This is a genomic window from Synechococcus sp. R70.1 (assembly GCF_047461675.1).
In the GTDB taxonomy this organism is placed as follows: Bacteria; Cyanobacteriota; Cyanobacteriia; order Thermostichales; family Thermostichaceae; genus Thermostichus.
In genome coordinates, this window is sequence record NZ_JANSHR010000002.1 from 13,329 (window position 1) to 37,874 (window position 24,546).

Here is a 24,546-nt window from a genome sequence, read left to right on the forward strand (position 1 = left end):
GTTTCCTGCCTTGCTTGGCACCCAAGACCCGCCATGGATTGAAGTCCACTTTCTCACGCCTCCGCACAAGCGAACGCAAGCAAAATGTCAAGCAATACTCCTCCAGTGTATCTGGGTCTCTCAGGCCGCCTGGTGCGCCTAAGCGTGGACATTGCAGCCAACAGTGGCAGGGATTGTTCAGCGAGATCCCCAAATCCCGGGATCTTGTCCCGCAAAACGTAAAAGATACCTTAGGATTAACAGTAAGCAAATCTCAAACGCATCAAGTCAGCACCTCAGGAGGTAAGCGATGGCTCTTGTTCCCATGCGCATCCTGCTGGATCATGCCGCCGAACATGACTACGGCATTCCAGCTTTCAACGTCAACAACATGGAGCAGATCCAAGCAATCATGCAGGCTGCCCATGAAACCAACAGTCCAGTCATCCTGCAAGCCTCTCGAGGGGCGCGCAAGTATGCGGGCGAACACTTTTTGCGCCACCTGATCCTGGCGGCGGTGGAAACCTATCCCCACATCCCCGTGGCCATGCACCAAGACCATGGCAACAGCCCCGCCACCTGCTACTCTGCCATCCGCAATGGCTTCACCAGCGTCATGATGGATGGCTCCCTCAAAGAAGATGCCAAAACCCCGGCCAGCTATGAGTACAACGTAGCCGTTACTGCTGAGGTGGTGAAGGTGGCCCACGCGGTTGGCGTGACGGTGGAAGGGGAACTGGGCTGCCTGGGGTCACTAGAGACGGGCCGCGGCGAGGCGGAAGACGGCCACGGCGCCGAAGGGGCTCTTAGCCGCGACCAACTGCTTACCGACCCGGATCAGGCGGTGGACTTTGTGGAGCAAACCCAGGTGGATGCGCTGGCCGTAGCCATCGGCACCAGCCACGGCGCTTACAAGTTCTCCCGCCGGCCTACGGGGGACATCCTGGACATCGATCGCATTGCGGAGATCCACCGCCGTCTGCCCAACACTCACTTGGTGATGCATGGCTCCTCCTCGGTGCCTAAAGAGCTCATTGACATCATCAACCAGTACGGCGGCTCTATCCCCGAAACCTACGGTGTGCCCATTGAAGAAATCCAGCGGGCCATCAAAAATGGGGTGCGCAAAATTAACATCGACACGGACAACCGCCTAGCGATTACGGCTGCGGTGCGCCGCGCGCTGGCCGAGAACCCGAAAGACTTTGATCCCCGCTCTTTCCTCAAGCCTTCCATCAAGGAAATGCAAAAGGTGTGCGCCGAGCGCTACATTGCCTTTGGCTGCGCCGGTCACGGCACCAAAATTCCGGTCGTTACCTTAGATGAGATGGCGGCTAAGTACGCCTCCGGCGCTCTGTCGGCTCAGGTGAAGAAGACCGCTGTGGTCTAGGGATCGCTTGCCCAGCTTCTCATCGCTCCCCTCTCCTCTGTAAGGAGGGGGCTATTTTTTGCACAAACCCTGCCCCTGGCAGTGCGGCAGTTCCAGGTGCAGTTAGCTCCAGGACTCTTGAGGGATCGGGCCTAGGGCCATTGCCTCCCAGAAAGGGGCCGAAGGCTGGTGCAGGACGATGCGATTGCCATCGGGATCCCGCAGCTCCACCTCTTGGCCGTGAAAGGCCTGGCGCAGAGGGGAAGGGGAGATTTGGTACTCGGTCAACACCGCCGCTAGGGATCCCAAGTATCCAGCTAGATCCCGCACCTGCAGGCAGAGGCTGGCTGCCCTTCCTGGGACTGCCAACTCTGGCTCACGGCTGTGGTAGAGGCCCAGTCGCAGTCCCGGCAGCCGAAACTCCCCATACACCGGCTCTCCCTGGGGAGGAACCCGAACCTGGGGCGGGATCCCCAGAAGGGCTTGGTAAAAGCGCAGCAAGCGAGGTAAGTTGGGGGTGGCCAAGCTGAACAAAGCCGCGGCAATCTCCATGGCAACCCTAGCCCCCTTTTGCTTTTCCATTCTTTCCCAAGGTTGAACTATAGTAGGTAGCAAGACTTGCTGCCTCTTTACAAAGCAAAAAACTGGAGCAACCTACCGTGCTGGGGCTATTTAGCCGCTTTTCCCGTGACATGGGCATTGACTTGGGCACGGCCAACACGCTGGTCTACGTGGCCGGGCGCGGCATTGTCCTGCAAGAGCCTTCTGTAGTGGCCATCGACCAAAACACCAAGCAACTTCTGGCGGTAGGGGAAGAGGCCAAAAAGATGCTGGGCCGTACCCCCAGCAACATTGTTGCCGTGCGCCCTCTGCGGGATGGCGTGATTGCCGACTTTGACACGGCAGAGATGATGCTCAAGCACTTCATCCAGCGGGTACACGGAGGTCATTACCTGATTGCGCCGCGCATTGTCATTGGCATCCCCAGTGGGGTGACCGGTGTGGAGCGGCGGGCGGTGATGGAGGCAGCCCTGCAGGCGGGGTCGCGGGAAGTGTACCTGGTGGATGAGCCGGTAGCAGCGGCAATTGGGGCTGGCCTACCGGTGCAGGAGCCCGTAGGGAACATGATTGTCGACATTGGCGGCGGCACTACTGAGGTGGCTGTCCTCAGCCTGCAAGGGATCGTGCTGAGCGAATCGGTGCGGGTGGCAGGAGATGAGCTGAGCGAAGCCATCATCCAGTACATGAAAAAAGCCCACAATCTTACCATTGGGGAGCGCACCGCCGAAGAGATCAAAATTCAAATTGGCTCTGCCTACCCCACTCAGGAAGAGCTGAGCATGGAAGTGCGGGGGCTGCACCTCCTCTCGGGCCTGCCTCGTACCGTGACGGTCAAAAGCACCGAGATCCGCGAGAGCATGGCCGAGCCTCTCTCAGTGATTGTGGAGGCCATCAAGCGTACCCTGGAGCGCACGCCGCCGGAGCTTGCTGCTGACATCATTGACCGTGGCATCATGTTGGCAGGAGGCGGAGCCCTGCTCAAGGGCCTGGACGCTCTGATTAGCCATGAAACTGGGATCATGGTTCACATTGCCCCCGATCCCCTCAGTTGCGTGGTGCTCGGCACGGGGAAAGTTTTGGAGGATTTCAAAACCCTGGGTCGGGTGTTGAGTGCCAGCTTCAAGGCCTAGCAGGGTTTGCAGCTCTCCATTTTGGGTGGGAGTGGAGTGGTTAAGAGGAGTAGTGCTTGAGTCGGCTACGCCAATGGAGGCGCAAGGTTGGGGGGCTGCTCCTAGCTACTTTGGCCCTAGGGGCCGCCCTAAGCCTGCGCCAAACGAAGGGATCCCTGCTGGTAGAGGCGTACACTCGGCTCACGGCCCCACTCCGTCCAGCCGTGAATCCCGAGGAGGTGCTCCGGCAGGCCGCTACCCGTGAGCTACAGGCCCTAGTAGCCGAGTTGCAGCACCAAAACCGCGAGCTAAGGCGGCTGCTGCAGCTTGCCGAGCAAGGGCCCCAGGTGAAGATCCCGGCAGCCGTAGTGGGCCGCAGTGCCGATCACTGGTGGCAGCAGCTTACCCTTGACCGCGGCAGCCGGCAAGGGATCAAGGTAGGGGATGTGGTGGTGGCGCCGGGAGGACTGATTGGTCGGGTTGAGGCAGTAACCCCCAACAGCAGTCGCGTGCTGCTCATTAGCGATCCCACCAGTCGAGTGGGGGTGACGCTGAGCCGCAGCCGGCAGATGGGTATCTTGCGGGGCACTGGCAGCCAGGAAGCTATTCTGGACTTTTTTGATAAAAATCCCCAGGTAGAGGTGGGCGATGTGGTGGTCACCTCGGGGCTGAGCAGCCTCTACCCCGCCGGGATTGTCGTGGGAACAGTTCGGGCAATTAACTTAGATGCTAGCCCTGCTCCCCAGGCCACTGTTGAACTGTCGGCGCCGCTAGGGTTTCTAGAATGGGTCTTGGTCTACCCCTATGCTCAACCTGCGGCTTCCCCCTCTTAAACCTCACCTCAACTGGCTGGTTACCCTCCTGTCAGGGCTGTTAGCAGCGGTGGCTCCGTGGTGGCGGGGGCCGGGCTTGGAGCTGGCGGGCTTGACCCCCGATTGGCCTTTGATTTGGGTGGTGTGCTGGAGTGTGCGGCGAAAAGCTTGGCAGGGGGCTGTTGCCGGGATCACCCTGGGGTTTCTGCAGGACGCCCTCACCAACCCCTATCCTACCCATGCTCTGGGGTTAGCCGTGGTCGGGATCCTCGCAGCCAGGTTGCAGAAACAGCGCTATATGCACGAGGACTTTATCTCCATAGCTTTGATTGTCTTTGGCATGGTGGTGATTGCCGAAACGCTGATGGCGTTGCAATGGATGTGGCTGACGGCCTTTGCCCCGGCAGGCATGGCAAGTTCCCCGCTAGGAAGCCTTGGCAGCGCCGGCCCCCGCTCCCTAGAGAGCATCTGGTGGAACCATCAACGCAATGTCCTTACCTCGGCCATTTTAAGTAGTTTGTGGGCACCGGCTCTGTACTGGCCTCTTAGCCGTTGCTGGCACTCCCAAGAGCGGGATCTGCAGTAGCTGCGGAGGGAAGAGCAAGCTAGCCCAGCACCCAGCGCTGCAGGGCAATGCCAAGGAGCAGGCCCAGGCCGCCAAAGCGCACCACCTGCCAAAAGGTTGCAGGGAGAAACACTTCCAGCAGATAGGCTTGCAGCCGTTCTTCTAGCTGGCTGACTTCCGTCTGGAGCTCAGCCCATTGGTCGGGGGAAAGCTGCGACAGGCGCTCCAGCTGGCGCAGGTCGGCTAGCCGTGCCTGTAAGATCTCAAGCCTTGCTTGCAAAGCCTCAAGCGGATCCGGGGAATCGGGAGGAGCTGTCACGGCTGGGTCTTGGCTGGAGTGAAAAATCCGGTCTGAATTTCGTTGAAGGGCTTGGCTTGGATCACCCCCGGGGGAAGGGGATCCAGCTGGAAAAGAGCCCGAATGGCGTTCTCCACTTCCGTGATGGGGCGGTTGCCGATGGAGTGGTAGACAAGCTTGCCCTGGGAGTCAAAAAGAAGGGTTTGGGGAACTCGGCCGCTATAGTACTGGCCGCGCTCATCGCCTGGCAAAAGAGAATCCACTGAGTAAGGAATGAAATAGACTGCCCGGCCATAGCGAACCTGCAACCTGGAGAGCGTTGCCGCGTACCGTTTGCAATCGCTGCTGTCGTCGATGTAGTAGACAAGAAGGGCCGGGATCCCTTGTTCCTTCGCCTGCTTTAGGGAGACGCGCGGCGGAACCATGCCCCCATTGGAGCCGTAGAGGGCAAAGATGTTGCCGTCGTAGCGGTCGTCGTTGAGAAGAGCATGGGCAGGCGGAGACAGCCAACCCGTTAACAGGAAACAGGCAACCAGCAGGAGAAGACGGAGCTGCCGCATATTCAAGAGAGGGCCTGTCGGAAAACCCGGCAAGAGGGGACTTCCTCATTGTGCCACTTGCACGGCGCCGCCTTGTTCCCCTGGGCTGGGATCCAGCTTGGGAGCGGTGGATGATGGCCTCCGCCCATCGTAAGGTAGCCGGCGCTATTCGTGCCCCCTAGGCATTGCCAGCAGGCTACGCAGGAGGTTAGCCTTTGGAACAGTCTCCTGGCAGAGCGACTCTAGAGATGCTGCTCTGCGGAGGCCAGCCTAGATGGAAAGCTGTCCATGGGAGGGTCTTGGATCCGGTGTTGCTAGCTGTCGAAGCCGCTGCTTCCGTTGAGCCGCCAGGGGGAGACAACCTCGCTCCTGTGATCTTGGTGGCGGTGCTGCTGGCACTGGTGGTTATCTACCTGGTCAGCCGCATTGCCGGGGAAATAGCCGTCCGCTTCGGCTTTCCTCCCGTACTGGGCGAGCTAGTGGGGGGTGTCCTGGTGGGCGGTTCTGCCCTGGGGCTGCTGGTTTTTCCCGAGGGGCCGCCTTCTGCTGAGACGTTGCCTGCTTTGGCCCATGCCTCGGCTCTTATGCAACTTTTACAGGCCACCGCTGGCCTTGACGAGGGATCCCTGGTGCCGGTGTTTGCCTCCCAGGCTGAGATCATCGAGGTCCTCTCGGAAATCGGGGTCATTATCCTCCTCTTTGAAATTGGCCTCGAGTCCGATCTGGGGGAACTGTTGCGGGTTGGCCCGCAGGCGGCGGCTGTAGCCGTTATTGGGGTTGCTGTCCCCTTCGCGGCGGGAACACTGGGCCTGCTCTACCTTTTTCATGTGCCCGTCATCCCCGCCATCTTTGCGGGGGCAGCTCTGACGGCAACCAGCATTGGCATCACCGCCCGCGTCTTGGCCGAGCTGCAAAAGCTCACCTCCCCCGAAGGCCAGGTGATCCTTGGCGCTGCCGTGCTGGACGACGTGTTGGGCATTATCATCTTGGCCGTGGTGGCGAGCTTGGCCAAAACCGGCGAGGTTGATGTCGCCGATGTGGGCCTCATCCTTGTCAGCGCTGTCGTCTTTCTGGTCGGCTCTATTGTCTTGGGGCGACTCCTCAGCCCCTACTTTGTGGCTCTCCTCAGCCACCTGAAGACCCGCGGCAACCCCCTTCTGCCGGCTCTGGTGTTGGCTTTCCTATTGGCCTACGTGGGGCAGGCCATCCACCTGGAGGCGATTCTGGGCGCCTTTGCCGCTGGCTTGATTTTGGGGGAAACGGACAAGCGCCAAGAGCTAGGAGAACAGATCAAACCCGTTTCCGACCTGCTGGTGCCCATCTTCTTCGTCTGTGTTGGGGCCAAAACCAACCTCGCCGTCCTTAACCCCACCCTCCCTGCCAACCGGGAAGGGTTGATCATTGCCGCCTTCTTGGTTAGTGTTGCCATTTTCGGCAAGCTGGCCGCTGGCCTGGGGGCGTTTGGCAAGCCGGGCCTCAGCCGTTACGCTGTCGGCGTGGGCATGATTCCCCGCGGTGAGGTGGGCCTGGTGTTTGCCGGCGTGGGATCGGCCAGCGGTGTTCTTTCCGACGCCCTCGACGTCAGCATCATTGTCATGGTGATTGCCACCACCTTCGTTGCCCCCCTCTGGCTGCGGGGAGTGCTGGGGGGTGGAGAAGCAACAGCAGCCACCACGGCAGCTCCAGAGGCCCCTTCCTCTCTCCTAGAACTCCAAGCCGAGGTTACAGAGCAAGATCGCCAAGGGGCTGAGGGCACCCTAGAGCCTGTCCCTCCGGCCTCGGAACGGCTGGGTATTCCTGAGAGTTAATGGAACGGTTGCCGCTCCGCCCATAGGCGCCGCCAGATGGCCTGCACCAGCAGCCGGATAGGATTGCGCCAGCTCGGCCCCCCTTCTGCAACCTTGGCCGCTGCCTGCGCCGGCGGTGCTACTTGGACTGGGGACGGCTCGAACCGCTGCAGCGTGGTTGCCCGCCGATCCAGGACTGGGGTCTTGAGGCTGCGGAAGCTTACCTCCTGGAGGTACTGCTGCAAGTCGGCCTCAGAAGAGCGGCGAACGTAGTATTGCAGCCGCACCTGCTCTCCCAACAGAATTTGATCCCCGTCTTTGAGATCCCAGCTCAAACATCTCTGCCCGTTGACCGAGAGGCCGTTCGTGCTGCGCTTGCCCTCGATATTCCCATCCAGCAAGCGGTAGGTGTACTGCCCGTCCTTTTGCGGTAGCCGCAAGAGCAGGGCGTGTTGCCGAGAAACAGCCGCCGAATGAATGACAATGGCGTTGCTGGGATCCCTGCCAATAGAATAGGTGGCGGCACTGAGGGCCAACGCTCGCCTTCCCTGCTCGTCGTCGATCACCAAAACGTGCCAAGTTTGGGAAACTGGGTCGGCAGGCATGGCTTGGGGTTGGCTTGGCCAGGAACGGAGGGGCCAAAGAGGGTCTTCCCTATACCCCTATAATAGGGTAGGGCTTTTTGCCCGCGAGGAATCGTAAACACCGGTTATGACTGCACCTTCCTCCCTTCTCCAGGAGCTTCCTCCGATTTACCCTGGCGTTGCCGTGCGGGTCATCAACCCCAACGATACCTACTACCTCTTTGAGGGCCAGGTGCAGCGGGTTACCGACGACCACGCTGCCGTCCTTTTTGAAGGCGGCAACTGGGATAAATTGGTAACCTTCCGCCTCACAGAATTGGAAGTGGTGGACAAGTCCCGCCGCTAGCTTTGCTTGGGTGTCCCTGGGACTTCCCATGCGCAGCCACTGGCAGGAACCTTTCCTCTGGATCCACGCTGCTGGGATCCTCCTTTTCCCCCTGTGGATGGGGCTAACTCTTGTTGGGTTGGCTATGGGGGATCCCCTCCTGCCGGTGGGCGTGGAGCAGGCCGCAGTGGCGGTGGCAGGCATTGGGCCGGTTTTAGCCATGCAGTGGCGCAAGCCCTTCAATGTCTTCAGCCTGTGGGTGGTCGCCTTTCCTCCGGAGGAGCTCTCCCCTGACCAGCGCCGCATCCTGGCTGCTTTTGTGAGCCCGGAACACAAGATCTTGACGGTGTTGGCGGCGTTCCTACTGCTAGAGGTTCTCGAGCGTCTTTACGACTTGGCACCTCTCTTTGCCCCCCTTACTCCCGGCGATGGCAGTCGGCTAGCGGGTCTAGTCATTGCTGCCTTTGGCTTTTGGGGAGCCAATGTGTTTTTGCAGATCCCTCTTGCTGTGGCGCGGGTTCTTTTCTTGAGCGATCTGGAGCTGGCCCAGATCGACCCCATCCCTGCTGAAGAGATTGAAAGCCGCTTTTCCAGCTTCGGCAATCGCCATAACCTTTTGCTGCAGCGGCTGCTGCGCCGTTTGGCCAGGATCCCAACCAACCATAAGGCAGGGGTGGAAACCGGTCTGGAGCCCAAATCCCCAGGGCCAGCTTCCTCGGCCACGACAGCCACACCCTAAAGCCCAGCTTTTCTTTAGCCGAGTTTTGAGGGCAGGTTTCTGCCCCGAAGAGGCTGCAGCTCGATGTTAGATTGGATGGGATCCAGACCATCGGCATTCTCCCGACTTCGAGGCTATTGCACCGGCCATGGCGAGCAACTTTTCCTTCCGCTTCAGGCAATTTGCCCAACGCCTCCGAGAAACCACCCAGCTTCCTCCCTTTTTCACTGACCAAGCCACCAGCGAAACCCAAAACCTGGCCCGGGAGTTGGCCTTGGTGGGGGAATATGCCACCCAGCTCAGCCAGGTGGTGATGGAAGTGGACTTCCTCAACCAGCTCTATACCCGCCTCTTGAACGAGCGAGAAGTGCTGCAGCAGGAAAAAGAGAACTTGGAGGCGCGGGTCTTTGAGTTGCAGCAGGAGCGCAACGAGATCGAGCCCCAGGTGATGCACCTGCGCGAACAACTCAGCCAAGTTGCCTTTCAACTGGAGCAAACCCAAAACCGCGAGCGCAGCCTCAGCGAACGGGAACGACAGCTCTCGGAAATTGTTGCCCAACTGGAGCGCCGTCGAGCTGTGCTCAACCAGGCCATTGAAAACCTTACCAACCAGGAGGCCGACTACACCGTCCGCAACAAAGAGCTGGAAGCGGTGATCAAAGACAACGAGCGCAAAGCTCAGCAATACCTAGAGGCCGTCAACCACTACCGCGCCTACTTGGAAGAGCTAAACGCCCAGATCCAAGAGGCCCAGGCCAAGCTGAAAAGCCTCGGGGTCGAGCCCAAACCTGCTGACCTGCCGCGGCTTGAGGATATGGAAAAGCCAACTCCCATCCCCACACCGCCGCCTTCCCCTCCAATTGGCTACCCACCGCCCCCACCTCAGCAGTCTCCTCCAACCCAGCCAGGTGGCTATTGGCAGGAGAGCCCCTTCGACGACGATCCCTGGGCCTAGCCTGCCGGCAGTTGCCGTTTTGCAGCGGAGTTCAGCGTTCCCTCTTCTGACCTATCTGGGGAAGGGGTGGGATCCAACATCACAAACAGAAACGACTCCAGCCCTGCCAGGTAGGTGAGCACCTGCTCCTGAGCCGCTTCCAGGTCGATTTGATTGGCTTGGGCTGCTTGCTCGATGAGGCTGGCCACCGCCGTTGGCCCCTGCAACAGGGATCCCAGCCAGGCCATCTGGGCCCCGGGAATGGTTAGGCGCCCGCGGCTAGCCCCTGGCCAATTCATAGCAAACTCCTGCTTTTTTTCGTGGGCCTGGGCGAAGTTGTGGCGAAATTCAGCGTTGTCCGCCAAGATGGGGTTGAGCTGTACCCTGCCTCTCAGCCAGTCTTCATCACTCCAGGGCAAGACCAGGGAAGAGCCAGGGTGCTCCGCCCAAAAGTCGATGAGGCGGTGGTTGGGGCAGATCAGCTCGTAGAGGTGGTTTTGCTCGGCAGGAGAGAGCTTGTCCAGCTCCGCCTCTAGCCAAGCCGGCATGGCTCTGTCTTTGAACAGCAGCGCTGGATCCCAGTCGGCGTAGTCCACGAGGCAAACCAAGCCCAGCTCTGCCTCTTGGAGCATGCGCATTAGGTCTGGGATCAGAAATCCCTTGTCCCCAGGCAAGAGGTAGTTGGCCCGGATGTTGCCGTCGTCGCTGTAGATCTTGGGATCCCAGTGCAGGGCAGCCCGCAGCTCGTCGGAGGCCAGGCTGGCCATAAACTCCCGCACCCGCCGGCAGGCTTCGGGGGTGGGCAGCTCAAACAGGCCCAGCAGCTGGAACGCCTCCTGCATGCGGAAGATTACCTCCCGCTGGTAGGCGTGGTGTAGGTTGGCCCGCAGGATCCCGTTTGGCTTGAGCACTCGCTTGAGGGCCTTTAGCCCAGCCACCGGGTCGTCCAGCAAATAGAGCACATCGTTAAGGCTGATAAAGTCAAACTGCAACCCGAGCCGTTCGACCTCCAACAAGTCTAGGGCGTAGAGCTCCACCTCCCCGAACCCGTGGTAGCGCAGGCGCCGCTCGGCTGCTCGCACTGACTCTGGCGCCAGATCACAGGCCACCAGCCGCGCCCCTGGATTGGCCTCCGCCAAGAGCAAGGTCTCCCAGCCAGAGCCACAGCCGACATTGAGGATGGTGATCCCCTCGCTGGGCAGGATGGCGCGGGTACGGGCGTATTGGGCCGTCGTCCAGCTCAGGCGGTACAGGCTGTCGATGGCGTTGCGGCCTGACGTCTCGAGGGGCACGTTGGGATAGGGCAGTTCCTCGTAGAGTTGCCGCAAAGACTCAGTCGTGCTGCCAGCCATGGGATCCGCTCCTAGGAAGCTGCTTCTTATGCTACTGCCCCAGGAAGGCCGCAATAGCGCCGGCAATGGCCTCATTGCCCCCGCGATCCAGCTCCTCCGGCGCCTGGGGAGGGTGAGGGGGATCCCGCAAGAAGTCCCAGGATCCCTCGAAAAACTCCTCGGCAGAGAGGATGCGATGCCAGCCGTAGCGCCGCAATCCCTCCACCAATAGGGGCGACTCGGCAAACCCAAAGCGGTTGACACAGGCCATGGGCGTGCCACAGCGCAGTGCCTCTGCCAAGGTGCCATAGCCCGGCTTGGACACCACCCAGCGGCAGAGGGGCATCACATCCACTGGCCGCCACACTTGACCGTCTAGGACTCGCAGGTTGGGCAAGGCAGGAGCCTGCTGGTCAAAGGTGAGAAACTGCCAGTCGGGAAAATCCTCCAGCCGCCCGTAGGGCAAGCCCTGCAACCCCAGCCCGCCAAAGGTCAACAAAACCGTGGGTCGCTCTCGCTCTAGCCCCAGGCGCTGGGCCACCTCCTCTGCCAAGTAGCGCGGATCCGACCCCGTCAGCCCTACTGCCTCTTGGCAGGGAAAGGCGCCCATGGGCTCGGCAAAGGGCAGGCGAAACAGCCGCTGGCACCGCCCGTACAGCTCGCGGATCCAGACCACAAAAGGCTGGAACTGGGGGCCATACTCTTGATAGATAAAGTCCCACCCAAAGTTGCTCGCCATCCAGCAGGGGATCCCGGCGGCCTGGGCAATTGCTGCAGCCAGCGGCGGCACGTCCGCCAACACCAAGGGTATCCCCTGGGCGCGAATGAACTCCGCTTCTTCCTGAATCAGTGCCTCAGCCCCGGCTTTGAACGTCTTGAGGGCAGCTAACGTAGCCGGCAGATCTGCCTGCAGACCATCGGGCTGCACCACGCCTACATCCAGGGCCCGCTGTCGATGGAGAAACGGCCCCTCCACATAGCGCTCCAGGAGCCAGCGGGGGGCTGGTGTCACCCAAATGGGCAGGACATTGGGATCCCGCCGCCGCAAAGCGTTTACCACCGCCGCCAGGCGAGTGACATGCCCAAACCCATGGGCCGTTGCCGCCACATACAGAGGGACCGGCTTCACTGCCATAGCCTCAGGAAAGAACAGGCTGAGGTCTTTCCCGCCAGGAGACCCAGAGGTTGCTGGCCAAGATGAGAACTAGGCCCAGCACGGAGCCGGGAGCGATCTGCTCCCGCAACAGCACCGCAATCAGCCCCAGCGACAAGAAGGGTGTTACATAGACCCAATTGGCCAGGGATCCCCGCTCGTTCGCTAGCTCCAGCGCCCGCAACCAGAACACAAAAGTCAAGCCCATCTCCGCCAAGCCGATGTAGGCCGCCCAGCCCAGCCCTGCCATTGTCCACCTCAGCTCCTGAAACGGCAACAGTAGCAGACAGTAGCCGCTGCCGAAGAGAAATCCCATGAACAGCTTCAGCAGGGCATCCCGTCCATCCCGCACATTGAGCAGCCAGTAGAGAGCCCAAATAGCGGCGCTGCCCACTGCCAGCACCACCCCCCAGGGATCCTCCACCTGCAAGGTGCCCCAGGATCCCCCCGTGGCCACCAGCACCACCCCCAGCAGGCTTGTTCCCAAGGCCAGCAGCAGCCGCCCGCGCAGGCGCTCCCCCAACAGCGGCACCGCCAAGAGAGCCAACACCAGCGGCCAGGTGTAGTTCAAAGCCAGCGCCGCCTGGGCCGAGAGGCGATCGTAAGCCTGGAAGAGCACCCCGTAGTAGCCAAACGGGTTAAGTAGCCCCTGCAACGCCGACAGGGCAAGCTGGGATCCCTTCTGTTGGGCAACAAGATGCGCCCGCCCTGTTACCACCAGAGCCATCCCCAAGATTAGGCAGGAGCTGCCCGCCGAAAGAATCAGCAAGGCCGTCGGCGCAAGGTGTTGCAAACCAAACTTAAAGGCGCTGGCTGCCGTGGCCCAACCCAAGATGGCTGCCGCCAGATAGGCATAGGCTCGGCGGGGATCCCTGTGCATTAGAAGCTGTCGAGATCTCGATCCTCCGGCTTCGGCTTCGCTTTGGTGGAAAGGCCCAACCGCGGTGCCACCACCCAGGCGTAGAGCAGGTAGCCCAGCCCCGCCACCACCGCCCACCTGAGAAGGGTGACGAACACCCGAAAGACTAGCCCAACCAGCAGGATACAGCCCAGGATGACCAAGACCGGCAGCAGGGGACGCCCCCACCTCCCAACCCAAGCCCAAAGGGCAGCTTTGCCCTGGGACGAGCTCCGCGACCTAGCAGCAGCCGCAGTCGCCTGCTCCAGTTCAAGCTCAAGCTGTTTCAGCCGTTCTTGCTCTGACATAGGGAGCAGTCTCTAGGATCCAGAGCCACCTCCATCTTACGGGCTGCTCCTCACAAAGTCGGGCAATCTAGGCCCGCGCCGAGAGGATCTCTTGGGCCATGGCGCGGAATGGATCCAAAGCTGGGCCGGGGCGACGGTTGGGACGCGGAGCCGGGATCTCGTTGGGCACAAACGGCTTCTCGACCACCACCTTAGGCTTAGCAGGCGCAGCCGTTGGGGCAGGCTTGGAGGAAGCTGCCGGCTGGGTTGAGGCCGGGCGAAAAGGCCCGGTAATAAAATCCACCAGGCCGCCGAAGAGGATGCCAAAGAAGGAAAAAAGACCACCGAACAGCTTTTTGAGAATGCCCATAGCCAATTGCGAAAGTTATGCAACCCAACACTCATTATTGTTGAGGTCGAGCACCTTGGCTATGGGTAAACATTCTTAGGCTCAGGGATCCCCCACCTCTCTGCCAGTGGCGTCAAAGCGCCGCAGAGGTAGGGCCAGCTCCAGCTCCTGCAGCTCCAGGGGTTCCAAGATGACCCGGCTGCGCCCCAGCTCAAAGCTATCGGCTGCTGCTGGGTTCACTCTATAGCCGATATCCGCCATGGCTCCCACCGTGAGGATGCTCAAGGGATTGGGCACGCCCCGGTCGAGACGGCTGGTCATCAGCTCGCGGCCCAAGACACTCTCCCGCCAGTGGGAATCGCGGGATCCCACCCCAAATTGGTTCTCCAGCGGCACAGAAGGGGCATTGCCTCCTAGCGTGGAGAAAGCCTCAACTGCCCGCGGGCCGACAAAGCGGGGGTCATAGCCCGGCGGCGTCGGCTGATCCCGCCCCGCCAAGCCCACTGTCAGCCCCTTGGGATTCCAGACACTGGGCAAAAAGCCAAGGGCATGGCCCAGCTCATGCAGGGCGGTGATGGGCAGATCCCCCCGCTCTTCCAAAGCCGAGAGGTTTTGGCTGTTGAACACAACAACGGAGTAGAAAGGCAGGCCATTGGAGGCCCGCACAAAACAGGGAGCGGCTCCCCCTAAAATCCGCTCGTTGCCCAGGTTTCTCGCCCGCACCTCTACCAGCAGATCGTCGATGGGGAAATCAAGGGGGGTGCTGGGGAACCCCGCAGCGCACTCGTCGGCCCGGATGGTGGTAGGCGGCAGATCCGGCTGATCCTCGATGATGATCTCCTGCCACCTCAAGGCCGCGCTGCGGACAATGGCTTGTTGGCTGGGAGTGAGGCTGCTGTCGGGGAAACGAACGTCAATGGTGAACTGGGAAACAGGAGCAGCCATTGGCGAAGGCAGAGTTGGAGGGGGAAGGGCTTCTAAGGAAGAGAAACCCCCTCTTCCCCCGCACGCTTTGAGGAGCAGTAGCAGCACAGCCATGAGGAATCCAAGCAGGCGCAGGCTCCAGGTTCGGCGTCCAAGTTGCCGCAGCCCCAGGAAATGCTTTGCCCTCTTCTTTTGAACAACCATAGCTGGGCTGGCCGTCAAAAAGCCTCCGAAACGCTAACATTGGCTGCAGCGCTAGGGATCCTCGGTGTACATCAGCGTCATCATTCCCACCTACAACCGCCTTCCCATCTTGCAGCAGTGTCTGCGAGCCTTGGCGCAACAGCAGCCCGGCCCCTACGACGGCTACGAGGTGGTGGTGGTAGACGACGGCTCCACCGACGGGACGGTGGAATGGCTGCAGAGCCAGCTGCCGGCCTTGCCGTCGCTGAAACTCTTGTGCCAAGAGCACCGCGGCCCTGCTGCAGCTCGCAACCTGGGGTTTCGCCACGCCCAGGGATCCATCATCGTCTTCATCGATAGCGACCTAGTGGTGGTGGAGCACTTCCTGGCCGCCCATGCCCAGATGCTGCGGCGGCATGGGGTTACCGGCAATCCCAACTCGCCCCACGAAGCCAAGGTCTTCACCTACGGGCGGGTCATCAACACCTGCAACTTCCAGGATCCCCGCTCCGAGCCTTTCAAGCTCACCGACTTTTCGGCCGCTTTTTTTGCCACCGGCAATGTGGCTATCGCTCGCCACTGGCTAGAGCAGGTCTGCGAAACCCCTGCCGGCCCCTTCGACGAGCGGTTTCACCTCTATGGCTGGGAAGACCTGGAGCTGGGGGTGAGGCTCAAGCGCCTGGGCTTGCGCCTGGTCAAGTGCCCCCAGGCCACTGGCTACCACTGGCACCCCCCCTTTGAGCTGCAGCAACTTCCAGCGCTCATTGAGCGGGAGCGGCAGCGGGGCCGCATGGGCATCCTTTTCTACCAAAAACACCCCACCTGGGCGGTGCGTTTCATGATCCAGCTAACGCCCCTGCACCAAATCCTTTGGGGCCTGCTGTCGCTGGGGGGCTGGTTGAACGAAAAGCGACTGGAACCGCTGCTGCGCTGGCTAATCCAGAAGGGACAATCCCAACTGGCCCTAGAGCTGTGTCGGATTTTCTTTCTCAACTGGTATAACGTGCAAGCAGTTTATGCCGCTTACAGGGAAATAAAGGCGCGAAACAGCGGCACCCACTTTGCCTGAGCCACCAAGAGCGTCGGGTAGGTCAGCTGGCCATAGTCCTTGCCCACCCTCAAAGGCTGGCCGGGATCCGGGTCAGCCGGGCCCAAAGGCTCCCACACTGCGCCAGCTCCTTTAGCAATAGCCCACACTGCCGCCACATCCCAGATCTTAGGCGAGCGCTCCACCGCGCCCAAAAGGCTGCCGCTAGCCACCAAGAGCAAGTTGTAGGCAGCTCCCCCTAGCATGCGCGCCTTGCAGGGAAATTCTGGGCTAATCCAATGGCCGCTGCGGGAGCAAAAATTAAACAGTTGGTTGGGGCCGGGTGGAGCGGTGCTGGGGCGGATGGGTTGAGGACAAGCAGGATGCCGGTCGTGGCGGGTGAGGAAAGCCCCTGCTGGGGCATCCCCGGGAAACTGGGGCCAATAGCCGTAAAAAGTCTGGCGGATAGGTGGCAAATGGACACAGCCAAACACAGGCAGGCCCCAGTGCAGCAACGCCAGCGAGCTGCCCCAGATGGGGATCCCGTGGGCAAAATTGGTGGTGCCATCGAGGGGATCCACCACCCAGCACCACTCTGTCTCGGGGAAGATGTGGTTCGACTCCTCGCTCAAGTAGCCGTGATCCGGATAAGCAGCGGCAATTGCCTCCTGAAAGGCTCGATCAGCCCACTTGTCGGAAGAGGTTACTAAGCTGCCATCCGCCTTCTCCATGGAGCGTGCCTGGCCAAAGTCGGCTAGAAGCTGAGAGCCCACCCGGGCTGTCAGCTGGAGGGCAAACTCGGTGACCTCGCGCCAAAAGGAGGAAAGCTCCATGCTCTAATCCTAGCGGCAGCCTAAGTAGCCCAGGAGCAGCCAGATCCTCTCTTCCCCGACCGCCTTCAGCTCCAAGCCGACTAGAATCGCTGACAGGTCTGCCACAGCCGGCCTTCCTCCTCCATGAACCCGCAACTGATTGGACAACTGATTGGCAACCGCTACCGGCTGATCCGACCCATCAGTGAGGGGGGGTATGGCCAGGTGTTCGAGGCAGTGGATACCCAGCTTGGCAACGAGGTGGTAGCTGTCAAGTTGCTGCGCCCGCCGCCGCCGGACATGGGGCCGGAGTACTACCAGCAACTGCAGCAGCGTTTCCTGGACGAGGCAAGGGTAAGTGCTTTGCTGGGGGAGCACCCCAACATTGTGCAGGTACGCTCCTACGGCCTGTACCAAAACCAGCCCTACCTGGTGATGGAGTACCTAAACGCCAAGCCCTACACGGGCCAAGGTTTGGACTCCGTGCTGGCGCAAGAGGGCCCTCTGCCTCCTGAGCGGGTGGTGAACTTGGCCTTGCAAATTTGCTCAGCCTTGCACCATGCCCACAACTTCCACATGGATCTAGGCAAACACTCCATTCGCGGCGTTATCCACCGCGACATCAAGCCGAGCAATATCTTCGTGCAAAAGGGTCCTGACGGCAAGGAGCGGGTCAAAATCCTCGACTTCGGCATTTCCAAGCTCATGGGAGAAGCCTCTCGCCGCTTGACGCAGACGGGCTATTTTCTGGGCACGATGGTCTACGCCTCCCCGGAGCAAATGCGAGGAGAAAAACTAGATGCCCGCTCCGACATCTACTCCCTGGGGGTGGTGCTGTACGAGTTACTCACTGGCAAGCTTCCCTTCGAGCCCGACACCGATACCTTGCAGGGCTGGTACCACGTCCATAACTTTCAGCAGCCCCGTCCCCTGCGAGACCATCCCCTGCCTCACCCTATCCCCGAGGCGCTGGAAAAGGTGGTGCTGCGTTGTTTGGAGAAAGACCCTGCCCTTCGCCCCGCCACTATGGAAGAGCTGGCTCAAGAGCTCCAGGCTGTGTATTCTCCGCGGCAAGAGGAGACCCCTCCCCGGCGTATCCCCGCGGGCTTTGGCGGGCAAGGGACTCCACAGGCTCCCTCCAGCTCGGAGGCAGATGAGAAAAAGCTGCAGCAAGCCGTGCATTGGATCGAGGCAGGCGAGTACAAGAAGGCCGTCCGCCTCCTCAGCGAGCTGATCCAGAAAACTCCCAACGACGCCCGCTACTATCTCTACCGCGGCCTGGCTCACCAACGGCAAGGCCATTGGGGTCTTGCCCAGATGGACTACCAAGGGGTGCTGCGGCTGGAACCGGGCAATCCCTTTGCAGAACAGGGGCTACGCGAGGTCGAGCAGCAGGTGGGTTCTGACCACAGACCTACCCTGTTTCCTACAGCTACACCTCGGCGGGGCAGAAGGTTGGCCTGGGCTTGGCTTTTGGCCAATGGGGCAGCAGCTGGCGGCGGCTACCTAGGGTTGGCGGCTTTGGCTCCGCTGCTGGTTCCTTTCGGATCCCTCCAGGGGGCGGTGGTTGGGGCTGGTCTTGGCCTGATGACGGGGCTACTGCAGTGGGCAGTGCTGCGGCGGCAGGTCTCTTGGTGGTGGGTGGCAGCTACGCTGCTGGCTACAGCTGTGGGTTGGCTGGCGGCAGATCTCCTAGCTCCTCAGGTGGAGGGGGTGATCCCTGTCTTGGATCCGAACGATCCCTGGATCCAGAGGATCCTCCCAGCGATGGCTAGCCCCCTACGCGGCTTGCTGGTGGGTCTTGGCGTCGGTGGGCTGCAAGGGATCCTACTGGCTCGACAGGGGAAAGTTGCCTGGGCCTGGCTCTTAGCAGCAGGGGCAGAAGGGGGAGGAGCGGCTTTGCTCATAGGCTTGCTGTTGGCTAGCTCTGCTGGGAACCCCTGGTTGCTGCTCCTTGCAGGTCTTTTGGCCTCTACCCGTCCCCTTAGCGCTCTTGTGCTTTTGTATTGGTGCCGCAGGTAGTAAAGACTCCAAAACAGCAAGAAAGCCCTCTCCTGAGGGCCTCCTTAGGGATACTGTTTGCGCCGTTTTACCGTTGTTTTCGACCTGGAAAATCCACGATAGGACATCGGGGATGATTTTGATAGTTTCCAAACCAAGTTTGGCTTACTACTCTCACATCCACACCCGTCCTAATTGCCAAAGGGTATCGATCGCAAAAACATAACGGCAGTCACCAACGCCTCAGTATCCTTTGGCAATCTTACCCCATTCCCCTGCGGGATCTGTCAAGGGCCTAGCAAGAAGTCCCTCTTCGGATCCCTTGCTCTGTGGCTTTTTGGGGTACGGTAGGGGCATGCGGGTTAGGTAGCTCCCGTAAAGGGGAGAATCTCTGCGTGCATCCGTTTTGGAATGTCCCTATTGAAACGTCCTTCTAGCCATGCTGGGTTCTCTGTTGGACAACATCTACGGCGCCTGGTTCCTGCCAGAACGTACCTTTCGCTTGCTGCGGCAACAGCCTGTCCTCTGGCAGGCGTTTGGGGTGGTAGCGCTGCTTAACCTCCTCGAGGCCATTCGCCGCTTCGGGTTCAACCTGCCGAGCCTAGTACTGGCAGTCCTGGCGGGATTCCTGGGCTGGGTGAGCTTGGCAGCTTTGTTGCAGGGCCTGGCCTTTTGTTTTGGGCGGGCTGCCCCCTCCTTTGCGGCCCTGCTTTGCCTGACGGGTTTTGCCGGCCTGCCCTGGCTTCTGCTGGGGCCTGCCCAAGCTTTGGGCGGGGTTGCCGGATCCCTGTTGGGCTTGGTGGCCCTGGTGTGGTTTGGGGTTTGGCAGGTGCGGGCGGCGGCGGTGGCCCTGGATCTAGAGTGGTGGCGTCTGGTAGGCCTGATCCCGATGGCCTTTCTGGGAGGGATCCTTTCCCTGAACTGGTTGACCAGTGGCCTCTTGGCCTTGGCCTCTCTGGGCTAGAGGTTAGCTGGGTACTCGTTGCAGCTCTGGTCTTTCCTCGGGGAGGATAGCGCCCTCTACGGGGCAAACCTGGAGACAGATGCCACAGTCAATGCAAGCAGCAAAGTCGATCCAGAAGTAGTCGGTGCCTTTGGCATTTTTGCCGTTCCCAGGGTGAATACAGGCAACCGGGCAAGCCTCCACGCAGTCGGCAACGCCTTCGCAAACGTCAGTAACAATGGTGTGCGGCATGGATCCCTCCCGCGGACGCTTCTTAGTCCTGTTGGCCAAGGCAGCTAGCCTCAAGTCTGTCCGCCCTCTGCCCCTGCATGGCGGATGGCTTTGTCATTCTAGGCGAAAACGAGCGTAAATTCTTGGGGAGCCACCGCCAAAGAGCGCACCCGCAACTGCTAGCGAAGGCGGGGAGAGAGGGTGGAAGTTTGGGCTAAGCTTTCCCTGAGGGAATCCAAATTAAACGGGAGCGGCAGCCATGCGGTGCTCGTGGCCCCTGGCGCTAGGCCTAGGTTGGGTGCTCGCCTGGTCGAGTGCTAGCCTACCCACCTGGTCCCAAGGTGTGCAACAGCAAGCCTCGCTGGCCTGGACTGAAGCCTACGTGGCAGCGCTGGAGCGCCAAACAGACCTGGTGCTGACCCGGGAGCCACTGTCAGCCCCTCTCACCCGCCTGGAATTGGCCCGGTGGTTAACCGAATTTTTCGGCTACGTGCCCAACCCCAAGCAGGTGCAAGAGATTCGCGACCTTGAGCCCAATACCCCTGACTATTGGACGGCGCAGGCGGTGCTACAGGCAGGGGCCATGCGTCTTTACGAAGGCAACGAGTTCCGCCCCCAAGGGGATCTCACCCGCCTAGAAGCTCTAGCCATCCTGGTGCGGGCCTTGCGATTGCCTGCTCCCAGCCAGGCTGACATCGAGCGCTGGATGGCTCTGTACACCGATGCTGCTGAGGTGCCAGAGGTGGGGCGAGCTCTTGTGGCTATGGCAGGGGAAGCGGGCCTATTGGTGAATGTGCCGGATCCCGCCAAGCTGCGGCCCAACCGGATCCTCAGCCGTGGTGAAGGAGCAGTGCTGCTGCACCAGGCGCTGGTACATCGCGGAAAGCTGCCGCCTCTGCCGCCTCCAGTAGCCCAACTGCGTCCTTCCCCGGCGCCAGTGGCCAAAAGCGTTCAGCCTGAAATCTTGCAAACACGAGTCATTCCTGAAGCGGGAGTGGTGCTGCCAGGGCAAACCCTGACGGTCGAGGCCCAGGGCACCCCCAACGGCAAGGCCAGCGTGGATATCGGCGACCTGGTGCGGGGCTTGCCCATGGAGGAGGTGCAGCCTGGCTACTACCGCGCCGTTTACACCCTTGGCCCCCAAGATAGCGCCCTTAGCCCCGACATCCGCATTCAACTTAGCCTCAACGGGCTGGAGACCCGTGTTCAGCGGCGGCTCCCCCAGTTGGCCTTGGGCAAGGTCGCTCCCCCACGAGTAGAGCCACTGTTCCCTTCTTCAACCCCTCTGCCCCAGCCGGCCCCTGCCCCTCCTACCCCCCTGGCCGCCAGCCACGGCCCTCGCATCACGGCCATTCGCCTGCATCCCCAGCGCGACCTAGTGGAAGGAGATATCCTCACCATCGCCATCTGGGGGGACTCAGGAGGAGTTGCCCAATTTGACCTGGGCAACCTGGCCCTAAACCAGCCAATGCGGGAGGTGCGGCCTCACCACTACGAGGGCACCTACGTGGTGGCTCCCACCCACCAGGCCACCAATCCCACCTTGCGGGTTGTGCTTACCAAAGACGGCCTCAGCCAGGAGTACCGGGAGATCTTTCCTTTCTCAATCGATGGATCCAAAGGAACCCGCCCCACCATTCAGCCGGCTTCTGGGCCTGTGGTCGCCGGGCCGCCTCGGATTTTCAGCGTTACCACCAACAGCACCAACCTGCGCAGGGGCGAGATCCTCAGAGTAACAATGCAAGGGGATCCCGGAGGGCGGGCCGCTTTTCGTATTGTCGGGGTAACTCCCGAGGTAGAGATGCGGGAGGTGGCACCGGGCCTCTATGAAACTCAGCAGCAACTGCCCTCCAACATGCAGCCAGTTAACAACGGCATCATCGAGGTAATCTTGGAGCGGGGCGGGCAAAGGGCCATCCAAACCAGCCCCTCGCCCATTACCATTGCTCCTTGACCATGCGATCTCTCTAGGGCTGGCCCGTGTGGGAGGGGCCAACTAAAAACAGCATGATTCCTGACGCAGGGAGATCTAGTACGCCTTTGCCGCTTTTTCAACCAACACCCCATAGACCTTGGGGCTACAAGGATGGTATGTCCCATCGGGAAGAATCGTGCCCGTCAAATCTTTGAGCCGTTCCCATCCAAAGTCAAGCTTGGCACCTGTTAGGTTGGCCCCTCTGAGCTGAGTACCCACCAGTTCGGCCCCGCTCAGGTTAGCCCCAGTCAGGTCAGCCCAGCTTAGATTGGCTCCAGTCAGCAGGGCCCCTCTCAGATTGGCCTTGGCTAGGATAGCCCCGCCTAGGTTGGCACTGCCCAGGTTGGCTCCGCCTAGGTCGGCCCCCCTCAAGTCAGCCCAGCGGAAGTCGCGCTCGCCAGCATCGTACCGTGCTCGAACATCTCCAACCTGGCGTAGGCGGAGGAGCTGGTACTCCTTTGCCACCTGCACGTGCCGGGGATCAAGCGATTTCAGGAGTGTCTCCCAAGCAGCAAACTTCACTTCCCAATCCCCATCTTCGTGCAGGGCTTTGATGAGAAGCTGCGCCCCTTCTTCTCCATGGTGGAGAGCCTCTTTAAGGGCCTCGATGCGGACCTGGGGATCCGGACTGGCCAGGGCTTGTCGAATAGCCACCAGGTTACCCAAGGCTCGATCCAATCCGCCAGGCCCTTGTCCGCCCGAAACAGTATTGAAGTTTTCCGCCACCGTACTGCCTCCTGGCTAGACGTTAGCTTGGCCTCAACAGCCCCATGCTGCCTCGTGAGAGTAAGTCAGCCCCCTCAAAAGCAGGGATTCTTTCAAGCACTCTGGGCCGATAGAGACGAGCACTTAGTGGAGCCGAGCCCAGATAGATCCCACCCAGCCGCCATGGAAGTGAAATCCACACCCACAAATTTTTGCCGTAATCAGCAGACCCTCCAACTGTCGCCAATTCCAACAGTCTGAGTAGAGCCAAGTCTTGAGTCTACTTGTGCAGAATGTACTCCCTGGCTAGACGGCTACCTCAAAGGGATCGGCGCTGGGCTGGATCTGGGTGGACAGTTTGGGAATTACCTGCAGCTTGAACTGTTGCTCGAAGACCTTTTTCTTCTCGTTCAAGCTCCACAGCTCTAGGGCGCAGTCGTCGTTGGGATGCTTGGGATCCAAAATTAGCTCCATACGGCGGGGGCCCTCTCCCAAAAGCTGGAAACGGCAGTGCACCGCTTGGATGGCCTGCAGGCGGCGGCGATCAAGAGCACAGGCTATGCGCAGCAAGGGGCTAAGTTCCAGTACCACTTGGCGATCCCGCTCGTTGGTGAGGCGCTGGAAGTTCTCGTGCTTCTTCTTGGGGGGCGACTTGCGATGGTAGCGGGCTAGGTTGGCAATCACCTCCACCTCTTCCTCGTTGAAGCCCAAGAGTTCCCCGTGGCGGATGAGGTAGTAGGAGTGTTTATGGTGGGCGGCATGGCTGATGAAGTGGCCGCAGTTGTGCAGCATGGCCGCCGCCCAGAGGAGAGCTCGCTCCCGGGATCCCCAGCCGTGCAAGATGCCACGGGTTTGATCGAAAAGGCTGAGGGCAAATTCTGCCACCCGCTCGGCATAGGGGATCTCGACTTGGTATTTTTCTGCCAACTTGAGGACGCTACGCCGCCGCACCGAGCTGTGGTAGCGCAGCCGATCTTCAATTAACCCTTGGCTGATCATCCAATCCACGATCAGCCCTTCCCGCAAGGCCCGCTCGCAAAACTGGATCTGCTCCACCCCCAGCAGGGTCATCACTTCCTCCAAAATGACCGCCCCAGCTAGGATAATCTCTCCCCGCCTTTCCCCTAGGCCAGGTAGCTTTTGCCGCTCGGCCACGGTGAGGGAGCGCAGCTCCTTGATGTAGCCGCGCAGGGCTTCCAGGCTAAACCTGTACCCGTGCAGGCGAGTGGGGGGATCGCCCAGGCGGCGGCGGGCATCCAACTGGGCCAGGCACTCCACGGTGCCGGAGGTGCCCACCAAGGCCAGGGATCCCGCCTGGGGGGACGACTCGACAATGCGCCGCATCTGCTCGATGGGAGCTTCCAACATGCCGCGAATATGCTGCCGCAGCGCCTGCAGCTCACCAGCCGTAGGCGGGTCGTGGTGCAGGAAAGCTTGGGTCAGGCGCACCGCTCCCACCTTGATGCTGCGCAGAAACTCCGGCTCTTGGCCGTTGCCCAAAATCAGCTCAGTGGAGCCGCCACCGATATCCACCACCGCGTGCAGCCGGTTGTGGAACTCCATGGCCGAGAGCACGCCCAGGTAGATGCGGCGGGCTTCCTCCTGCCCTGAGATGAGCTCCACCCGCAGGCCCAGCTCCCGCTCAATCCGCTTCAAAAACTCCAGCCCATTGGGGGCTTCGCGCACGGCACTGGTGGCCACCGCAACAATATCCTGCACCTGAAAGCTTTCGGCAATGCGGCAAAACCGCTCCAGAGCCGTCCGCGCCCGTTCCATGGCAACAGGCGTAAGGGCACCTGTCTGGCTGCAAAACTCCCCCAGGCGGACGGTGGCTTTTTCGCGGGAGATGATGGTGAAGCTGGGGATGTGGGGGTTGATGCGCACCACCACCATGTGCAGAGAGTTGCTGCCCACATCGATGGCGGCGATGACGGGGGCAGCTCCCGCGTCTGCAATGGAGAGCGGCTTCAGTTCAGAGGCGGCAGAGCGTGTAGCGAGGTTGGCGGGCGAGAGGCTCATGAAGCCAATGCAGGGGTGGCAACACCTTCTAGAATACTGTGCGCTTTTGCCCCTTTTTCTTGGTCAACCGCTGGCTTTAGGGGCATCTCAGCCACCCGGCTGTTGGTTGTCCTCCTTGGGGCTGCCCT

General features: G+C 60.8%; 26 protein-coding genes and 1 other RNA gene. 12 read left to right on the plus strand and 15 right to left on the minus strand.

Annotated features, from left to right (window positions below; all coding sequences use genetic code 11):
- Positions 1 to 289: 289 nt before the first annotated feature.
- Positions 290 to 1,369 (plus strand): class II fructose-bisphosphate aldolase, encoded by a 1,080-nt coding sequence (fba, locus tag NW807_RS00080; protein WP_414393205.1) that lies wholly within the window; start codon positions 290 to 292, stop codon positions 1,367 to 1,369.
- A 102-nt stretch (positions 1,370 to 1,471) separates the two neighbouring features.
- On the opposite strand, the gene NW807_RS00085 is transcribed toward fba, so the two are convergent.
- Positions 1,472 to 1,930 (minus strand): VOC family protein, encoded by a 459-nt coding sequence (locus NW807_RS00085; RefSeq protein WP_414424930.1) that lies wholly within the window; start codon positions 1,928 to 1,930, stop codon positions 1,472 to 1,474.
- A gap of 80 nt (positions 1,931 to 2,010) precedes the next feature.
- On the opposite strand from NW807_RS00085, the gene NW807_RS00090 reads away from it, so the two are divergent.
- From NW807_RS00090 to mreD, 3 genes are read left to right on the plus strand one after another with little or no spacing between them, the layout of a single operon-like run.
- Positions 2,011 to 3,039 (plus strand): rod shape-determining protein, encoded by a 1,029-nt coding sequence (locus tag NW807_RS00090; protein ID WP_414393785.1) that lies wholly within the window; start codon positions 2,011 to 2,013, stop codon positions 3,037 to 3,039.
- Positions 3,040 to 3,095: 56 nt separating this feature from the next.
- The gene (gene mreC / locus NW807_RS00095) at positions 3,096 to 3,851 is read left to right on the plus strand and encodes a rod shape-determining protein MreC (RefSeq protein ID WP_414424931.1); all 756 of its coding nucleotides are present in this window, start codon (positions 3,096 to 3,098) and stop codon (positions 3,849 to 3,851) included.
- On the plus strand, positions 3,823 to 4,416 hold the full coding sequence (mreD, locus tag NW807_RS00100) for a rod shape-determining protein MreD (RefSeq protein ID WP_414424932.1): 594 nt from the start codon (positions 3,823 to 3,825) through the stop codon (positions 4,414 to 4,416). Before mreC ends, mreD begins: the two co-directional genes overlap by 29 nt.
- 19 nt (positions 4,417 to 4,435) lie before the next feature.
- Here mreD and NW807_RS00105 read toward each other — a convergent pair whose 3' ends face one another.
- Complete coding sequence (locus tag NW807_RS00105) at positions 4,436 to 4,714, minus strand: hypothetical protein (protein WP_414405491.1); 279 nt, start codon at positions 4,712 to 4,714, stop codon at positions 4,436 to 4,438.
- A complete protein-coding gene (locus NW807_RS00110) occupies positions 4,711 to 5,286 on the minus strand; it encodes a thylakoid membrane photosystem I accumulation factor (RefSeq protein ID WP_414424933.1) in 576 nt (191 codons plus the stop codon). The genes NW807_RS00105 and NW807_RS00110 overlap by 4 nt, the downstream gene beginning before the upstream one ends.
- Before the next feature lie 194 nt (positions 5,287 to 5,480).
- Here NW807_RS00110 and NW807_RS00115 point away from each other — a divergent pair, with 194 nt between their 5' ends.
- The gene (locus NW807_RS00115) at positions 5,481 to 7,040 is read left to right on the plus strand and encodes a cation:proton antiporter (protein WP_414424957.1); all 1,560 of its coding nucleotides are present in this window, start codon (positions 5,481 to 5,483) and stop codon (positions 7,038 to 7,040) included.
- Here the strand turns inward: NW807_RS00115 and NW807_RS00120 are convergent.
- Positions 7,037 to 7,624, minus strand: coding sequence for an FHA domain-containing protein (locus NW807_RS00120; RefSeq protein ID WP_414405493.1), 588 nt, complete (start codon positions 7,622 to 7,624; stop codon positions 7,037 to 7,039). The two genes, NW807_RS00115 and NW807_RS00120, sit on opposite strands and share 4 nt — an antisense overlap.
- 106 nt (positions 7,625 to 7,730) lie before the next feature.
- Between NW807_RS00120 and NW807_RS00125 the strand changes: the two genes are divergently transcribed.
- The 3 genes from NW807_RS00125 (at position 7,731) to NW807_RS00135 (ending at position 9,601) form a co-directional block, all read left to right on the plus strand.
- On the plus strand, positions 7,731 to 7,949 hold the full coding sequence (locus tag NW807_RS00125; protein ID WP_414393193.1) for an NAD(P)H dehydrogenase subunit NdhS: 219 nt from the start codon (positions 7,731 to 7,733) through the stop codon (positions 7,947 to 7,949).
- Positions 7,950 to 7,959: 10 nt separating this feature from the next.
- The gene (locus NW807_RS00130; RefSeq protein ID WP_414424934.1) at positions 7,960 to 8,667 is read left to right on the plus strand and encodes a low-complexity tail membrane protein; all 708 of its coding nucleotides are present in this window, start codon (positions 7,960 to 7,962) and stop codon (positions 8,665 to 8,667) included.
- A 127-nt stretch (positions 8,668 to 8,794) separates the two neighbouring features.
- Positions 8,795 to 9,601, plus strand: a complete 807-nt coding sequence (locus NW807_RS00135) for a hypothetical protein (RefSeq protein WP_414405495.1) — start codon at positions 8,795 to 8,797, stop codon at positions 9,599 to 9,601.
- Here NW807_RS00135 and NW807_RS00140 read toward each other — a convergent pair.
- The 6 genes from NW807_RS00140 to NW807_RS00165 form a co-directional block, all read right to left on the minus strand.
- Positions 9,598 to 10,932, minus strand: a complete 1,335-nt coding sequence (locus NW807_RS00140) for a class I SAM-dependent methyltransferase (protein WP_414424935.1) — start codon at positions 10,930 to 10,932, stop codon at positions 9,598 to 9,600. The genes NW807_RS00135 and NW807_RS00140 overlap by 4 nt on opposite strands.
- 31 nt (positions 10,933 to 10,963) lie before the next feature.
- Positions 10,964 to 12,046, minus strand: coding sequence for a glycosyl transferase (locus NW807_RS00145; RefSeq protein WP_414424936.1), 1,083 nt, complete (start codon positions 12,044 to 12,046; stop codon positions 10,964 to 10,966).
- 4 nt (positions 12,047 to 12,050) lie between these two features.
- Positions 12,051 to 12,944 carry a DMT family transporter gene (locus NW807_RS00150; protein WP_414424937.1) on the minus strand — a complete coding sequence of 298 codons (894 nt, stop codon included), beginning with the start codon at positions 12,942 to 12,944 and terminating at the stop codon, positions 12,051 to 12,053.
- Complete coding sequence (locus NW807_RS00155; RefSeq protein WP_414424938.1) at positions 12,944 to 13,270, minus strand: hypothetical protein; 327 nt, start codon at positions 13,268 to 13,270, stop codon at positions 12,944 to 12,946. Before NW807_RS00155 ends, NW807_RS00150 begins: the two co-directional genes overlap by 1 nt.
- Before the next feature lie 67 nt (positions 13,271 to 13,337).
- Positions 13,338 to 13,619, minus strand: a complete 282-nt coding sequence (locus tag NW807_RS00160) for a hypothetical protein (RefSeq protein ID WP_414393181.1) — start codon at positions 13,617 to 13,619, stop codon at positions 13,338 to 13,340.
- Positions 13,620 to 13,700: 81 nt separating this feature from the next.
- Positions 13,701 to 14,543, minus strand: a complete 843-nt coding sequence (locus NW807_RS00165) for a leishmanolysin-related zinc metalloendopeptidase (RefSeq protein ID WP_414424939.1) — start codon at positions 14,541 to 14,543, stop codon at positions 13,701 to 13,703.
- 247 nt (positions 14,544 to 14,790) lie between these two features.
- On the opposite strand from NW807_RS00165, the gene NW807_RS00170 reads away from it, so the two are divergent.
- Positions 14,791 to 15,774, plus strand: coding sequence for a glycosyltransferase family 2 protein (locus NW807_RS00170; protein WP_414424940.1), 984 nt, complete (start codon positions 14,791 to 14,793; stop codon positions 15,772 to 15,774).
- Here the strand turns inward: NW807_RS00170 and NW807_RS00175 are convergent.
- Positions 15,729 to 16,565: an inositol monophosphatase family protein gene (locus NW807_RS00175; protein WP_414424941.1), complete on the minus strand. Its 837-nt coding sequence runs from the start codon at positions 16,563 to 16,565 to the stop codon at positions 15,729 to 15,731. The genes NW807_RS00170 and NW807_RS00175 overlap by 46 nt on opposite strands.
- Before the next feature lie 123 nt (positions 16,566 to 16,688).
- On the opposite strand from NW807_RS00175, the gene NW807_RS00180 reads away from it, so the two are divergent.
- Positions 16,689 to 18,566: a protein kinase domain-containing protein gene (locus tag NW807_RS00180; protein WP_414424942.1), complete on the plus strand. Its 1,878-nt coding sequence runs from the start codon at positions 16,689 to 16,691 to the stop codon at positions 18,564 to 18,566.
- A 46-nt stretch (positions 18,567 to 18,612) separates the two neighbouring features.
- Here the strand turns inward: NW807_RS00180 and ssrS are convergent.
- Positions 18,613 to 18,798, minus strand: a non-coding RNA gene (gene ssrS, locus NW807_RS00185) — 6S RNA.
- Between the two features lie 186 nt (positions 18,799 to 18,984).
- On the opposite strand from ssrS, the gene NW807_RS00190 reads away from it, so the two are divergent.
- Positions 18,985 to 19,509 (plus strand): hypothetical protein, encoded by a 525-nt coding sequence (locus NW807_RS00190; RefSeq protein ID WP_414393172.1) that lies wholly within the window; start codon positions 18,985 to 18,987, stop codon positions 19,507 to 19,509.
- Between the two features lie 3 nt (positions 19,510 to 19,512).
- Here NW807_RS00190 and NW807_RS00195 read toward each other — a convergent pair whose 3' ends face one another.
- Positions 19,513 to 19,740: an indolepyruvate ferredoxin oxidoreductase subunit alpha gene (locus NW807_RS00195; protein ID WP_414393171.1), complete on the minus strand. Its 228-nt coding sequence runs from the start codon at positions 19,738 to 19,740 to the stop codon at positions 19,513 to 19,515.
- Between the two features lie 322 nt (positions 19,741 to 20,062).
- Between NW807_RS00195 and NW807_RS00200 the strand changes: the two genes are divergently transcribed.
- Positions 20,063 to 21,673 (plus strand): S-layer homology domain-containing protein, encoded by a 1,611-nt coding sequence (locus NW807_RS00200; RefSeq protein ID WP_414424943.1) that lies wholly within the window; start codon positions 20,063 to 20,065, stop codon positions 21,671 to 21,673.
- A 75-nt stretch (positions 21,674 to 21,748) separates the two neighbouring features.
- On the opposite strand, the gene NW807_RS00205 is transcribed toward NW807_RS00200, so the two are convergent.
- Both NW807_RS00205 and NW807_RS00210 read right to left on the minus strand, forming a co-directional pair.
- The gene (locus NW807_RS00205; RefSeq protein WP_414424944.1) at positions 21,749 to 22,348 is read right to left on the minus strand and encodes a pentapeptide repeat-containing protein; all 600 of its coding nucleotides are present in this window, start codon (positions 22,346 to 22,348) and stop codon (positions 21,749 to 21,751) included.
- 357 nt (positions 22,349 to 22,705) lie between these two features.
- Positions 22,706 to 24,418 (minus strand): HD domain-containing protein, encoded by a 1,713-nt coding sequence (locus NW807_RS00210; RefSeq protein WP_414424945.1) that lies wholly within the window; start codon positions 24,416 to 24,418, stop codon positions 22,706 to 22,708.
- Positions 24,419 to 24,546 lie beyond the last annotated feature (128 nt).

Coding starts and splice junctions, on each gene's coding strand:
- fba (WP_414393205.1), top strand. CDS start 290: ATGGCTCTTGTTCCCATGCGCATCCTGCTGGATCATGCCGCCGAACAT.
- NW807_RS00085 (WP_414424930.1), bottom strand. CDS start 1,930: ATGGAAAAGCAAAAGGGGGCTAGGGTTGCCATGGAGATTGCCGCGGCT.
- mreD (WP_414424932.1), top strand. CDS start 3,823: ATGCTCAACCTGCGGCTTCCCCCTCTTAAACCTCACCTCAACTGGCTG.
- NW807_RS00115 (WP_414424957.1), top strand. CDS start 5,481: ATGCTGCTCTGCGGAGGCCAGCCTAGATGGAAAGCTGTCCATGGGAGG.
- NW807_RS00120 (WP_414405493.1), bottom strand. CDS start 7,624: ATGCCTGCCGACCCAGTTTCCCAAACTTGGCACGTTTTGGTGATCGAC.
- NW807_RS00125 (WP_414393193.1), top strand. CDS start 7,731: ATGACTGCACCTTCCTCCCTTCTCCAGGAGCTTCCTCCGATTTACCCT.
- NW807_RS00135 (WP_414405495.1), top strand. CDS start 8,795: ATGGCGAGCAACTTTTCCTTCCGCTTCAGGCAATTTGCCCAACGCCTC.
- NW807_RS00140 (WP_414424935.1), bottom strand. CDS start 10,932: ATGGCTGGCAGCACGACTGAGTCTTTGCGGCAACTCTACGAGGAACTG.
- NW807_RS00145 (WP_414424936.1), bottom strand. CDS start 12,046: ATGGCAGTGAAGCCGGTCCCTCTGTATGTGGCGGCAACGGCCCATGGG.
- NW807_RS00150 (WP_414424937.1), bottom strand. CDS start 12,944: ATGCACAGGGATCCCCGCCGAGCCTATGCCTATCTGGCGGCAGCCATC.
- NW807_RS00155 (WP_414424938.1), bottom strand. CDS start 13,270: ATGTCAGAGCAAGAACGGCTGAAACAGCTTGAGCTTGAACTGGAGCAG.
- NW807_RS00160 (WP_414393181.1), bottom strand. CDS start 13,619: ATGGGCATTCTCAAAAAGCTGTTCGGTGGTCTTTTTTCCTTCTTTGGC.
- NW807_RS00165 (WP_414424939.1), bottom strand. CDS start 14,543: ATGGCTGCTCCTGTTTCCCAGTTCACCATTGACGTTCGTTTCCCCGAC.
- NW807_RS00175 (WP_414424941.1), bottom strand. CDS start 16,565: ATGGAGCTTTCCTCCTTTTGGCGCGAGGTCACCGAGTTTGCCCTCCAG.
- NW807_RS00180 (WP_414424942.1), top strand. CDS start 16,689: ATGAACCCGCAACTGATTGGACAACTGATTGGCAACCGCTACCGGCTG.
- NW807_RS00190 (WP_414393172.1), top strand. CDS start 18,985: ATGCTGGGTTCTCTGTTGGACAACATCTACGGCGCCTGGTTCCTGCCA.
- NW807_RS00195 (WP_414393171.1), bottom strand. CDS start 19,740: ATGCCGCACACCATTGTTACTGACGTTTGCGAAGGCGTTGCCGACTGC.
- NW807_RS00210 (WP_414424945.1), bottom strand. CDS start 24,418: ATGAGCCTCTCGCCCGCCAACCTCGCTACACGCTCTGCCGCCTCTGAA.